The 14,387-nt window shown below is 67.2% G+C and carries 6 protein-coding genes; 2 read left to right on the top strand and 4 right to left on the bottom strand.

Translation table 11 applies throughout. The features are described from left to right. The first annotated feature begins 852 nt into the window (after positions 1 to 852). Positions 853 to 2,094 (top strand): toll/interleukin-1 receptor domain-containing protein, encoded by a 1,242-nt coding sequence (locus tag BM242_RS22990; protein WP_093840820.1) that lies wholly within the window; start codon positions 853 to 855, stop codon positions 2,092 to 2,094. Here BM242_RS22990 and BM242_RS22995 read toward each other — a convergent pair. From BM242_RS22995 to BM242_RS23010, 4 genes are read right to left on the bottom strand one after another with little or no spacing between them, the layout of a single operon-like run. After that, complete coding sequence (locus BM242_RS22995; protein ID WP_093840821.1) at positions 2,066 to 4,642, bottom strand: RNaseH domain-containing protein; 2,577 nt, start codon at positions 4,640 to 4,642, stop codon at positions 2,066 to 2,068. The two genes, BM242_RS22990 and BM242_RS22995, sit on opposite strands and share 29 nt — an antisense overlap. Continuing rightward, positions 4,636 to 7,902, bottom strand: a complete 3,267-nt coding sequence (locus BM242_RS23000; protein WP_245834421.1) for a hypothetical protein — start codon at positions 7,900 to 7,902, stop codon at positions 4,636 to 4,638. Before BM242_RS23000 ends, BM242_RS22995 begins: the two co-directional genes overlap by 7 nt. Then, on the bottom strand, positions 7,899 to 9,056 hold the full coding sequence (locus BM242_RS23005; protein WP_093840822.1) for a restriction endonuclease-related protein: 1,158 nt from the start codon (positions 9,054 to 9,056) through the stop codon (positions 7,899 to 7,901). The genes BM242_RS23000 and BM242_RS23005 overlap by 4 nt, the downstream gene beginning before the upstream one ends. Next, positions 9,053 to 10,309 (bottom strand): PD-(D/E)XK nuclease family protein, encoded by a 1,257-nt coding sequence (locus BM242_RS23010; protein ID WP_245834423.1) that lies wholly within the window; start codon positions 10,307 to 10,309, stop codon positions 9,053 to 9,055. Before BM242_RS23010 ends, BM242_RS23005 begins: the two co-directional genes overlap by 4 nt. Before the next feature lie 493 nt (positions 10,310 to 10,802). On the opposite strand from BM242_RS23010, the gene BM242_RS23015 reads away from it, so the two are divergent. After that, complete coding sequence (locus tag BM242_RS23015; protein WP_093840823.1) at positions 10,803 to 13,952, top strand: DEAD/DEAH box helicase; 3,150 nt, start codon at positions 10,803 to 10,805, stop codon at positions 13,950 to 13,952. The last annotated feature ends 435 nt before the right edge of the window (positions 13,953 to 14,387 follow it).

The raw sequence follows: 14,387 nt of genomic DNA on the forward strand, positions 1-14,387 counted from the left end.
GAGGAGAAAGGGAAGAGGCACTGGGCGTCGGGACGAATTGGCTCCTGCGGGCGTCCCCTTCCGCTCGCGGGCAGAACAACGGTGGCAAGCCGCTGCTTTGCCGGAGCGGGGCGCCATGGTGTATCCCGACCCTCCGTCTCCTGGAAATAGATCCGGCGCCCGCGCCCGACCGGGAGGGAAACTGCGGACACCGTTCGTACCCCTGGGCATGAGGACGGGCCGGCCGTCCGCGGATCGCAGCAGCAGGAAGACGGGGCGGGAGGGGACGACACGGTCCAGTTCCGCATCGTCGGTGAGTGAGCGGCGGGCGACGATCCGTGGAGGCCGGTACCCGCCGGCATCACGGGAAGCTGTCACGCTGACCCAGGCCGACTGTTCATCGGCGGCGACCACGATCTCCCGTCCGCCGTCCTGGTCGGTGACCGCCCGTTCACGCTCGCCCGACGGCAGCCAGGATTCGAGCTGTACGCGGTCGAGAGCGGCCAGGCACCTGCCGTCCGACAGCTGCTCGACCGCGCGCACGTCATGTCGTGGTGTCCACTCCGGCGCCAGTTCCTCGACCAGTCGACGGGCGGCCCTGCTGCCGTCGCGGGAGCCCGAGGGGGAGTCCGTCGGTGGAGAAACAGCGCAACCAGGAGCCCGAATCTGCCCCCGCCTCGTCGTTCCTGCCCTCTCATTCCCTTGTAGGACCCCGCAGAGCAAGCCCGGTTCATTCCGCCACCGCCTTGGCCACCCGGCGTGAGGCTCAGCAGAAGTTGACAGATAGGTGACATTATATTCGTATGGCCGGCGAAGTGGCGGCGGCGCCTTTAGCGTGGGCTTCATTGCAGCGTGACATCGAGAGGTGCAGCAGTGCATTCACAGAACCAGAAGGCCGTCCGCGTCGATCTCACCTTCGTTGGCGAGGGGGGTCGAAAGATGGACCCCATGCCGAATGGTGTCGCGGTCGGCGCTGTATGTCTGCGGAATTGGCAGATCGATCGTATCGACGCACCTGTGGACATGTTCGAGGGGCGCGACGCCTACTTTGTCAAAATTAATTATGATCTGGATTTTGAACCCGGGTCGCCTCGAATGCCCTGGTTCGAGGTTGCTTTCGCCTTTCCCTCCGGAGAGGAGCAGGGTCAGGCTATCGTCGTCGACGCACTCCCCCGTTCTGGAACGTTTGCGGACGTTCCCAAGTCCTACGTGCTCAATCGGTATCTGAACTTCGTGCTGAGCGAGGACGGCGCGTCGACGTATGCCCTTCTTCCGGCGGCCGTGGAGAAGATCGACGCGTTCGGCATCGGCGGCAACGGCGTCCGCTGGCGGCACGTGGCGCACGAAGAAACCGGTGTACGCCCAGGGTCGTACGCCGCTTGGACCGTCCTGCTGACCCCCGCCGGACAGCGGGAACAGCGAGTAGAGTTCTCTGTTCGATACGACCTGGCGACCGGCCCCGATGACGCATACCGGCCCACGCAGTCACCGGCCGAATTCTATCTGAGTCTCACCGCGCGCGAGAAGCCTTCGAGTTTTGTCAAAGCCCCGCTCTCCACAACGGTCGAGGACCGGAGCGGGGAATACCATCCTTCGGTTTTCATCTGCTACGCGCACGACACGCCCGAGCACAAGGATTATGTGCGACGCTTCGGCAACCTTCTGGTCAGGAATGGCGTCGACGTGCGCATGGACCAGTGGGATGTCAACCGCCGGAAGGGTTGGGCTGAGTGGGCGCTGGCACACATCAACGCCGTCGATTTTGTCATTGTTCTTGCCTCACCGATCTGTCGAAAGGCGTTCGACGGTGACGTCGACGGCCTTGAGCACCCGGGGATTCGGAGCGAGGCCAAGATCATCATGGAGAAGCTCCACACATGCCGTGACGAGTGGACGGCCAAGGTGTTGCCCGTCGTCCTGCCACACGAGCTGGTGGACAACATTCCCGAACTGCTCCAGCCGTGGACGACGGATCATTACGAGGTCGAGCAGCTGACCCGTGAGGGCATCGACGAACTGCTGCGGGCGATGACCGGGGTATCCCGGCACGCCCCGCCGCCACTCGGTCAGCTGCCGCCGAGTGTCTTCAGGCCGGAGGGTGACAGCGAGCCGTGACGGGCGGGCGCCGGTGAGGTGTCAGGTCTCCTCCTCCCCCCCAAACCCGGTAGTCGGGATGGTCCTCGTCGAGGACGGTCGCAAGGTGCAGCGGAACGGGCATCTGCGTGCGGTCGTCCCAGACGAGGGCCTGCTCGCACAGGCTCGCTGTGAGCCCTGCCAATTGCTCAGGAGCCCAGGAGCCTGCCCTCACCACCACGATCTCCTTGCCCGTGTAGGAATGCCACGGGACGGCGAGCTGGGAGGTGAGCGCCGACGGCAAGGTCCACCGGGTGTAGAACGCGCCCCGGTCGCCGCCCTTCGCCTTGATCGACGCGGACCGGCCGGCGAAGAGCCAGCAGTGCCGGTCGGTGTCCGCGAGCCGGTACACCTTCCGGTCCGGCGCGGCCGGCTTCTGCGGATCGCTCGGCATGTTGGCCCTCTCCCGTCGTGTGACGGGGCGTCCGATCTCACTGATCTCGGTGTTCAGTCGGACGACGGCGACATCGGCACCCTTGGCGTGAAGGGTGTCTCCGGGAAGAGGGCCGGTACCGAGCTTCGTGTTCTGGATTCCGGGCCAGATGGTCCGGGTCTCCTGTGTGTCGACGAAGACCACCATCGGTGTTCCGGACGGGTCATCGGTGCTGCGTGGGGCATCGGGCTTCAGGGACATGTGGAGAGCGTCGAGTCTGGCTTCGACCACGGCACGTGTCAGCTCCGACTTCTCTCCGGTGCGACCAAAGCGGGTGGTCCCGATTGCACCGGAGTGGAAGTCCGCCGTCCCTCCGGCACCGCGAACCCACGCTTGCCGTCGGTCGCTGTACACCAGGAGTCGGCAGTTCGCCAGATCGTCCGGGTCGATGTACAGCGCCACCATGGTCAGGACCAGGGGTTTACCTTCCTTCCCGGTCTGCTGCCTGCGGGCATGGATGCCGACCAGCAGGACTTTCCTGTCGAGTCCGTGGGGCCGCCCGCCCGCGGTCACGGCGTCCAGCAGCCGGTGGTCCAGGACCCCTGCGGCCCGCAACAGGTCTCGCAGGGCGGCACGGGCGGCGTGTTTCTTGGTCTCCGGGCCGGCGGCGGTGGCCTTCGGCGGAAGAAGGACGGGCTCGGTGGCGAGGAACTGGGCCGGTATCCCGAGGTGTCCCAGCAGACGCCGCAGATGCGGCTTGGCGTCGACTTCGGGACGGGGCGCGTCAGGGTGGTATTCGGTCTCCAGCCAGGCAGCGGCCAGTCCGTCCGCAGGAATGGGCAGGTCCAGGGTCTTGAGGCAATCCGCACGGTTCACCGTGTTATGGGCGAGCAGATCCGGACAGTAGCGGTCGACGACATCCAGGCGAGCGTTGAGGTGAAGGGACGATCCTCCTTCGGGCGGGTTCACCGGACTGCCCGCCAGCTCCGCGATTTCGGCGAGCATGCGGTCACGCCCTTCGGGCGTGGCGTAGACGCAGGCGAGAGTGACGTGACGGAAACCGCTCGGTCCGACCGCGGCTGAGGTGAGACCGCCTGGCGAGTACTTCGTGACACGGGGCGCCAGTTTGATCCTCTTGTCCACTTCGTAGGTCAGCGGTACGAGCGACGGCAGGGCGGAGACGATGTGTTCGTGCAGCCGCATCATGAACCTGGGGCCGGGGCCGCTTCCCAGCGCGTGGAACCGGGCGCTCGCCAGCTGTGGCCTGATTCTTCCGGGCACGCGGGGCAGTTCACGGGGCATGTCCAGCGGGGACAGCTGGCATGCTTCGAGGATTCTGGCGATGGCGGGATCGAGGTGGCTGTGCCACTCGCCGGTCTCCTCGTCCCGGCGGCGCCTCAACGGGAGCCGAAGAATGGGGGTGCCGTCCTCACCGCGGTCGATCCATACGTTCTTGGCCCAGTTCCCCTGGGGCGAGATTCTGGACAGGTGAGCGTCGAAGCAGAGGACAGGGTCCTCGACACCGACCCGAGTGGTCAGCCGTGCGGTCAGCCTGTGCATGCTGAATGCTGTTCCGGCATGGTTGACCAGGAGATCCTGCGGGGTCCACGCCAGCAATGATCCGTCGGTGTCCATCCGCAGACAGACGGGCTTCCGGCCGTCCACACGGAGCCGCTTCGCGGCCAGTCTGCGCATCACCTGCCACTGCGCCGTACCGAAGACCCAGCCCGGCATGACCGGCACCTGCCCGGGGCGGAACTTCACGAAATCGGCGTAGGAGCGCGCCTGCTCCGGCGCGGGCAGCAACCCGACAAGGGCGGCGGTACCCTTCCCGTCCCGGATGTGTCCTTCCCAGGCCCGGACGGCGACGCGCAGCCGGTCGTCCAAGGCGCCCTCGCAGGTGAGGAGCAGCATCCGGCTGCGCGCGGACCGTTCCTCCTCGGCAAGTTCACGTTCCCCGAACAGCCTGACGGGCTGACCCGTCGCGGCGATGAGCCCCGTGGCCAGGGCGGAGTAGCGCGGGCGGTGTTGGTTTTCCCGCTTGGGCAGGTCCTCCCAGGCGGCGGCAAACTTCTCGGTCAGCGGGTAGGCGGTCACGGTGCCGAGCACGGAGTCCATGTCCTGCCGCGGGATCTGGTAGGCAAGCGTGATCAGCACAGGATGTCCCCCTCGGTGGGCTGCTCCGCGTAGGTCAGGAAGGCTTCCAGCGTCGTGCCGTAGTACTGCCGCATGGCGGGCAGTACGCCGTCGCGGTGCCATGTGTCGCGCAGTTTGAGGATGAGCGTGGCGAGATCAGTACCGCCCGAGGGGTCGAGCAGGGCACCGTCCACCAGATGCAGCGTCGCGTCGGTGCCGCCACGCCGGGCCCGGCCGATGAGCTGGACGGCTCCGTTGATGATCTCGGCCACCACTCCAAGCTTGACGTCGAGTGGCTGTGCCTGGAAGTAGGGCGGACGGCGGATGATGTCGTCGAGGTACTGACCGGCCACACTGCGGCGCTCGGCGAGTAGGGCCCGCGGGTCGCTGGACGGGCCCCGGTGCTTGGCCAGTGCGCGCGCCTGGATGTGCGCGACGAGTTCCGCCGGCTCGTCAATCAGCGGGATCGGCCGGATGATCAGCCATACCGACCCCAGCGCGGACTTGTCACCTTCCCCGATGATGTTCACCCCCCGTTGCACCCTGGCCAGGGGCGCGATCAGGATGTCGGCCCCGGTGACGGCGGGGAACTCTTCCAGCCGGTCGGCCGGGATCTCCCGCCAACGGCCGGCATCCACCGCAGTGCTCTCTTCGTCCGCGTGAATGCCCGGCCGGACCGCCAGGCAGATGAGTCCGGCGTCGACTCCGGCCGCGGACAGTCCTTCCGCCACGTGCCGTGCGGCCTCGTAGGACGTCGTGGCGAGAAGTACCCGATGCCGTTCCCGCCTGTTGTCGTGGAGCCACTTCAGTTCGGCTCGGAGGTACGTGTCCCACAGCGCCCTGGCGATCCGCCGGGTTGCCACGACACGCTCGGCTCCGTCAAGGCCGGAGATCCGGCGTGGCCGTCCCCTTTCGTCGTCGATCCGGGCGGGCCGGATGCGTACGGCGTTCTCCTGGTTGTCCGCCACCCACCATTTCGGCACGGTGTGGAGGTGGTGGTGTGGCGCGCCGGGGAAATACGAGGTGGCGGACATCCCGAGCACGATGCGGCGGACCCCGGCATGGCTCAGGGCGGTGGTGTCGCCGAGCCCCACCGTGTAGGTGTGCGGGTCGCCGCCGAATGCCGCCGTCGACAGGCGGGCCGGCGCGCCTCCGGTGTCGTCGTAGTACTCGGTGAAGGCGAAGACGAGCCGTCCCAGGGGACCGGTCGGAGTCACCCGCCAACGGCCGTAGGTGCCCAGTGCGTCCGCCAAGTCCTGTGCGGATTCCACGCCGATATCGACCAGCTGGGCATTGTTGGCCATCAGCCGGTGCAGAAACATCCGGATGGGCTCCAGCATGGTCCGGCGGAGAATACGGTTGACCACCTTGGTGCGGTGCTCCTCCGGTACGTTCTTGGCGAGCTGTTCGAGCGCGGCTCGTGCCCGGTGCAGGGACAAACCGCCGGACCCGCCGGAGACGACGGACTCGAGGTGCCGCCGAGCCTCCCTGAAGTCTTCGGATTCTTTGTCGCGGGGCGCCGGACCGTTCGGAAAGAGGGAGCTGAACCTCTTCAGGTGTTCGGGCTCGACCTCCTTGGGATCAAGGCCGAACAGCCGGGCGGTCAGCCAGTTGTCCCAGCGCCATGGCACCATCCAGTAGCGTCCGGGCCCGCGGGGACGGCGACCCTTCGCGGGGACGGTGGCACCGAGGCGTTCGTAGGTCAGATGGCTCACGTAGGTCTCGGAGAGGTAGCGGAGCGAGAGATAGGAGTCGCGGACACTGGCGTCGACCTCGTCCTGGAGCCGTCCGGACGCCGCTGCGAAGTCGTGGTCGAACCTGCGCAGGGGTGTGTTGGTCTGTCCCGCGTGGTCGAGGACGAGATGCCGGCCCGCGTGGTCGATGGCCGTGCTCTGGAAGACGTCAACCTCGTCGATGACGATGACCTGGCAACGCCGCATCAGCAGTTCTTCGACGGTCAGCCGGTCGTTCACGCCGTAGCCGTCGTCCACGGGCGTCTGGAGAACTCCGAGCAGGAGATTCGCATGCGAGGTGACGATGACGTCGGCCGTGCATGCCTGGCGTGCGGCACGGTAACGCCCGCAGCTGGTCCGCCAAGGGCATGCGACCGTGGCGTTCTTCCTGCGGCCCCGGGACGGTTTGCGCAGCTTGGCGCATGGCTCGTTCCCCGGCTGCCACCGGTCGACGCCGTCGTCGGACTCGGCCACGGAGGCGAGGGCGCAGCCGTAGCCGAACCGTCCCCAGATCCAGTCCGCGTCCGGGCCGCCCGCGGTGACCCGAGAGGCCGCGGTTTCGGCCACCTTGATCAGCGCGCGGGGTGAGACCAGCGGCACAACTCCGTTCCTCGACTGCACTCCGCACAGCTTGAGGGCACGCTCGATAGTGTGGGTGGCCCGGACGACATCCGCGTTGGTCGGCAGGACGAAGGCCACCGGAACCTCGTGGCGGACGGCCCAGCAGGCGAAGGTTTCGACAAGGACGACCGACTTCCCGAAGCCCGTGTAGGCGAGTAGTTCGTTGAGGTTGCCGGCCGTCAGGTGCAGTCCCTTGACGGTCTTGTTCTCACGGGTGCGGACTTGCTCTTCAAAGCGGTCCACTGCGTCCCTGCGGTGGGCGCTTCTGCCGTGTTTCCGCTCCTCCTGGTCGATGAGGTGGGCGATCTCCTTCAGCTCGGCAAATAGCACAAGTTTTTCGGGCAGGTCCGGGGCGTCGCGGACGGCAGGTATCGGGTGCCCCGGGTCGAGATGATGAGGGCGGACCCCATAGTGGAAGTCGACGAATGTCTGTTTCCGGCCGTCCTCCACGACCACCCTCGTTGTAGTCATGTGCGGACCTGCCTGGGCGGGCGGGAGCGAGCGGTTCTTCGCCGCGTGGAGTTCATCGAGCTGACCCAGGAATGTGTCGATGTAGGCCGGGAGCGGCATGCCGGGGTCGACGGTTATCTGTCCGGCGCCTCCGGCCTGGTCATCGACCGTACAGCCGGGTATCCGGCCATCGCTGAGCAGCCTGTCGAGGATCGGGCCGGCCGCCTTGGCGTTCGCCATCTGGTTGGGACGCCGGTGCAGCAGCCTTGCGAAGCGACGGGCATCCGTCTCGGAGAGGTTGTGCCAGCCGGACCAGTCCGCGATATGGCCGTCCAGCACGTAGAAGACGTCGTCGCGGGTGGTCGTACGCCTGAATCCGCTGCCGCCCCCGGAGGGAAAGAACGCGGCAGCAAGTCCGATTGCCACTGCCATGATCCGGGGGAATACCTGCTCGGTTTCGGGTGCCTGGGTACTCATGCTGTCCTCAGCGCGCGTCGTACCTCGGTGGAGAATTTTGTCTCTGTGGTGATCTGGAGCGACGGCATCACAGTTTTCACGGTTCCCAGTTGGTGCTCATGCGTCTTCGGGAGGAGAATTCTGGCGTTGGGTGCCTTCGTCCGGAGATCGGCGATCAGCCGATGTGGAGAGCGGTACTCCTTGACGTCGATCCGGAATTCTTTTTCACCCGCCCGTACCTCAAGGTCGTAATGGTCGAGCTTCGGCCAGAGCGTGACCGCCGCACCCAGTTTCTCCAGGCTTCGCTTGATTCTGAGCTCGCTCGCGCCGGGGACCACGACGAATCGCCAGACGCCGAAGCTCACACAGCGAGAACCGGCCGCCGGCCGGGCCACCGGTGTGGTCAGACGCGGCCGTCCTTCATCGACACGGCTCAGCGTGGGCCGGGACATGGCTGTCCTGCCTTCGGTGAGCTGGTAGACGGCGGCATGGGGAACGTACCGGCAGCGTACGGTCGTGCCCGCCACCGCCATCGGCCAGCGGCAGTAGGGGCAGGGCCACCACCACGGCTCTCCGCCGGGTGACTGATAGACGTGATCGGCGGGAATCTCGGTATATCCGCCTGGAGGAGGAGTCACCCCGGTCTCGCTGACCAGACGCTGTAGTTCGGAGAGGGAATCCGCCGGGTGCTCGATCAGGAAACGCCTGGAAACCACATACTTCTCCTGATCCTTGCCATCGGTCAGCGAGTTGAAGGTCTCGCTGCGAATCTGGTCGGCGCACATCCGGGTCCAGGTGGGCATCCAGTGAGGGGTGTTGGGCGGCTCGCCCATCGGGAGTGCGTATTCGCATGCGAGGTCGTATGCCTCCGCGGTGAGCCGGCCGTCGCTGTCGAGGAGCACTGCCTGCGCGATCGCCTGGTCCGGGTCACTGGCGAGGGCAGGCATCATTCCGAGGCGCTCTTGCAGACAGCCGACGAGATCCAGCGGAGTCACCGGTCCATGACCGGGCCCATGCGCCTCCATGACGACACCGGTCATTCTCGCGACCTCCCGCATGGCGTCGGGCTGTTGCCGCCGGACCGACCATGCGTACGCGGCCCGCAAGGAAGCTGCCACCATGCGGTGGGCTCGCTCGGCGGGGTCGTCCCGCGGGCCGGTCAGCCACTGCGTCATCGTCCGGTTCCCTCCGCCGCGTCGGGGCACCACCTGGTGAACGGGCAGTCCGCGCACGCCTTGCCCGGTTTAGCCGGGTAGCGAGTGTCCGCGTGCCATGGCTGGACGTACGCGGCCACGATTCGTCGCGCCTCGGAGACCACATCCGGAGCCGTGACATCAAGTGGCGTGACGACAGGGCCGCTGCCGGTCAGCCGCTCCAGCTCCACATGGCAGTGTCCGTCTCCGGGCAGTGCTCCGGTGCGGGCGAGCAACACGGCGAGAGCCAGTTGAGGGTGCTGGTCCAGCAGGTCGCCCTCGTCCGGGACTCTGGCTGTCTTCGTCTCCCGCAAGGTCCACCGGCCTGCCGCGCGGTAGAGAAGGTCGGTCTTGGCGATGACCACGACGTCGGCACCGGGGTCGTATGCGGCAACCGTCCGTTCCGGGTGGACTTCCGCGTCGTCCGGGTGGTCCCGCAACGGGCAGACGAGGGCGTGGTCGGCGATCATCTGAATGCCGAGCCGGGCCTGGAGCCCGGTCACCGACCACTCTGCGTACTGCCAGGCGTCCGGCGGGCCCGGCACGTCGTCCGGTGTGCAGGGCCGGTGCGGGGTGCGACGGTGCCGACTCTCGATCCACGCGTGTACGGCCTTGCCGCGTATGGCCGCTTCGTTGTCTTCGGACGCACTGTCCCGTGGCAGGAACAGGCCCTCCAGGTGGGCGCGGGCGGGACAGCGGCGGTAGGTGCGTCCTGTCGCGACCGACCAGGAACGGCGGGGAGCGCCCGGCCCGCTGATGCCGAGGAGGTCCGGAACGGACGGGACGGCGGGGCAGGACGCAACGGCCTTGCACCGGGCGCAGTCGTTGCCGGGGCGGTACGAGCCGCCCATGACAATGCGGTCGAGCTGCGCTTCGACCTCCGAGGTGCAGCGGGCATGGGCTTCCTCCGGAGTTCCCTCGAAGAGAACACGATGGGAGGCATCGGCGCAGCCGATCTCCACGAGGCGTACGCGCCGGGCGGGTTCGAACCGCCCGAGGGTGAGCGGGGCCCGGTTCCACTGAGAACTCAGCACCGGGCTTCCGCCGGCCAGGACGCCCACGGCCACGGCGATCTCCACGTCGTCCTGTGGGCGGTCCTGCACCGATCCCATTCTGGTGATGCGCAGTTCGCGGACGCCGTATCCGGCGTAGCGCCGGTCGGTCACCATCTCCTCGTACATGTCCGGGTCGCCGGGCTTCCGCCGGCGGCGCTGACGCGCCCATAGGCGCGACACGGGTGCCAACGGTGTGTCGGGTGGCACTCCGGGTGCCTTGGGTATGGCTGCCGCCGCAGCGAGATATCCCTGGACGGCGTGCTCGGTCCACTGGACGAGCGCGGGGTGAGCAGGGCGTCCGGGAGCGGCTCTCCACCGGGCCAGCGCCTCTGTCGGAGCCAGTTCCCAGAACTCGATGCGGTCCAGGATGTCGTGCAGCGGGCGCAGCGCCCAGCTGGTCAGGGCGCGAGGGGCCGCACGGGACACGGCGGACGGGCGGGGGCGAGGCGTGCCGGGACGTATCTTCGCCGCCAGTTGTTGAGGGCACTGCCTCTCGCGGCGTCGAACGTCGGCGAGACGAATTCGAACAAGCTCGTCCTGTGTAGGACTTGGTTCCGTGCTTCTTGGATTCTCTATCACTGCTCTCCGATTGTCGTACGATACGCGAATCGCGGTACTCTGTGAGTTGCCGTAGAAGAACGCCGATGCTGTGTGTTGGGTCAGAGGGGGCGGGATGAGGTTTCGCGGACTCTTTGTCGGTATCGACTCCTATGAGTCGGCCTTTACGCGCTTACGCTTTGCAAAGCGCGATGCCACCGTACTCGGCGCCCTGTTCAAGGATAATCTCGAAGGGGAGTCGACTCTGCTTCTCGATGGTGACGCCACCAAGGAGCGGTTCGTGGCAGAAATGCACCACCTGGCGGAGGCGAGTACCGACGAGGACTTCGTCGTGATCACTTTTTCCGGGCACGGTATGCCCGGTGGATCCCTTGCCGCGTATGGTATTCTTCCGGAGGACTCGGGTGAACACTCGCTGTCGCTTGACGAACTTGTACAACTGGCGCGTAAAATTCGGGCGCGCTCCCTCCTCCTGGTGCTGGATTGCTGTTTTTCGGGGCGCACTGCTGACCGGGCTCTGGGAATTTCGCAGGCTGATTGCACGAGCCGCAACGGCTCCGTCTCGGTGACGAGAAGGCTCGATGCACTTCGCAGGTACGGACATGTGGTCATTGCCGCTTGCGACCAGGACCAGGAAGCCTTCGAGGACCCGCGTGTCCGTCATGGCCTGCTCAGCCATTACCTGATCAAGGGACTGCTCGGGGAGCCTGATGCCGTCGACGACGGCAAGGTGTACATGCTCAAGCTGGCTCACTATGTGTCGAAGAGTGTCAGCTCCCACGGACAGCACCGGCTCAAGAAGACCCAGGACCCGGTTCTGAGCGGCAGCGTCTCGAATTTCTCCCTGGACATCTTCAAACAGGGTTCGCACTATCTGGCCACGGCCGACGCCACCCGGCCAAAGCCCGTGACCGCGGAGTTCACATCGCTCGAGCCCTACGGGATTCCGTCCCCGGTTCTGGATGTGTGGCGGAGCCGTATCACAAAACTCAACGGGCTGCAGGTGGCCGCCGTCAACGAGGGCGCCCTGCTGGAAGGCATGAACGTTCTGGTCAGCGCGCCGACATCGACAGGGAAGACCATGGTGGGGGAGCTGAGCGCTCTGCGAGCCGTGACGCTGGGGAGGAAGGCGGTGTTCCTGCTTCCCACCCGTGCCCTGGTCCATGAGCAGTATGAGAACTTCCGGCTCGACTATGAGCCCCTCGGGATCAGGACGATCCGTGCCACGGGCGAACTGCGCGACCACATGCCGAGGTTGATCAGTGGCGAGTTCGACCTCGCCGTCCTCACCTATGAGAAGTTCGTCGGCCTGTTGCCCAGGAGCCCGGGTCTGCTGAACGTGGGCGTCCTGGTCATCGACGAGATCCACTCCCTCACGCTGCCTGAGCGCGGTCCGCTGCTGGAGACTCTGCTCACCTGGCTGCGGGTGCGGGAAGGTCTCACCGATACGCCTCAGATCGTGGGTCTGTCCGCGGTGCTCGGCGAACCCGGCGAGCTCGCCCGGTGGCTCGGTGCGAACCTCGTGACGGGTGCCCGTCGAGACGTCCCCCTGCTCGAAGGCGTGATGTGCCCGGACGGCCGCTACCGTTATGCGGATCGACAGGGCGGCGAGTCCGCCGAACTGCTCCTTGGGCCCGAGGGTGCTGCCGGGCCCGACGCCCTCGGCCCCACAGGCGACGACGGACCGGTGACGCGGCTGGTGAGCAGGCTGGTCGCGGAGGGACAGCAGGTCATCGTCTTCCGGTCCACCCGCCACCGGGCCCGTGACCTCGCCACTCGGCTCGCCGAGAGGCTCGCCCTGCCTCCCGCCCACACCCCCCTCGCAGCCTTGTCCGGCGGGGACGGCGGCCGGACGACGGAGCTGCTGCGCGCCTGCCTGAGGCGCGGGGTGGCGTTCCACATCGCAGACCTGACCAACGAGGAACGGCTTCTGCTGGAGGAGTCCTTCGGGAGCCCGGAGAGCGAGGTTCGTGTCCTTGTGGCCACGACAACCTTGGCCCAGGGCGTCAATCTTCCCGCTGATTCCGTTGTCATCGGCGATCTGGATCAACCCTCGGCGGACGGCCGGCCGTACTCCGTCTCCGAGTACAAGAACATGGCCGGCCGGGCCGGGCGCACCGGCCGTGGGAGGAAACAGGGGCGAGCCATCATCCTGGGCCGCGGCAGTGCCGACGCCGAACAGAAGTGGCAGCGGTACATCCGGGGTAAGCCGGAACCCGTGCGGTCGGTGCTGCTCCAGCCGGCCACCGACATCCGTGCGGTGATCCTCGCCGGTCTGGCCGAACCCGCTGCCCTCACGCGCCGTCGCTCGGGCCCGGACGTGGAGCGCTTTCTGGCGGCCACCTTCGCCGCACACCAGTCCCGAAGCCGCGGCGGAGTCCATCCCTTCCCGAGGGCGGACGTCCGGCGGCTGGTGGACGAACTGGTCACCGGCGGCTTCCTTCACGGGACGCCCACCGGAACGGAGGAATTGCCGCACGGGCTCGCTCTGACGGACCTGGGCAGGCTCACGGTCCATAGCGGCCTCACCGTCGACTCCGTCACCGCGGTGGCGCAGGCGCTGGAGTCCGTACCCAGCGACCGGATCAACTTCGCCACGCTGATCTGTGCCGCGCAGCTCACATCCGAGTTGGACGACGTCCGGTTTCAGCGGCACCCGCGTGCCCCGCACAAGGAACACAACCGGTTCGCCGGAGAACTGAGAAGACGCGGGACTGCCAAAGAGGTGCTTTCCAGGCTTCTCGGCGCGCGCTCCAGGGACGGCATCAGCATCGGCCGGGCGCGCAGAAGTTACGCCTGCCTGATGTGGACAGAGGGAATGGGGCTTGCCGATATCGAACGGGCGATCGCAGACCCGGAGAAGATCACGAGGCGTGAGATCCCCGGTCCGGTCCAGCAAGCGGTGCAGCGAGCCGCCGACGTGATCCGGACGGTCATCGAGATCGCCCTCCATGTCCAGCCGGCCGCCGAGCTGGGCAGTCTGCCGGACGTCCTGCCTCATCAGCTCGAACTCGGCATCGTCGCCGGCCTGGTCCCCATCGCCTGGCATGCGGAGATCCCACTCCACCGGCCCGTGTACCTCGCTCTGGCCCGGGAAGGACTGGCCTCGCCCGAGGCCATCCTCAAGGCCGATCCGCATCTGCTGCTCGACTGTGTCGGCGGCGATCCCGAGCGTCGACGGGTGGTGCAGGAGGCCGCGGTGGCCGCGTGCGGAGGAGCCGGAGCGGGCGGCTCCAGGGCTCCGTTCCCGTCCGCGACCGGCTGATCTCCGGTACGGTACGGGTCGGCGTTCGTGCGGAACCCCTTCCCGCCGGCGGCCGGATCTGTCCGGTGCCTGGATGTGCGCGGACGGGTCACGGTCCGCGCGGCCACCGGTGGCTGTCACCGGGGCCGTCCGGCCGTCGGGCAGGTCGGAACGCCTCGCTGTAACCGCCACCGCTTCTTCCGCAAGGCGTTCAAGTACCGCGTCCACCCGCCGGCGGGCGCTGCGCGGGTCACGGTCGAGCTGCGCGGCGATGCCGTTCAGCCGTTGTCCGAACCGTCCGGCAGCAGAACCTTCCAGGGCCAGCGCCTGCCTGCCGAGCGTGGTCATGCCCGGGGGCAGCTCGCCGGTCAGTTCCAGCAGGAAGCTTCTGATCCTGGCGCGCGTCACCGCCGCTCCCTCATCCTTGGCGACACCGGCGACCTGGCGGAGAGCGTC

The organism is Streptomyces aidingensis, from assembly GCF_900112355.1.
Classification (GTDB): Bacteria; Actinomycetota; Actinomycetes; order Streptomycetales; family Streptomycetaceae; genus Streptomyces; species Streptomyces aidingensis.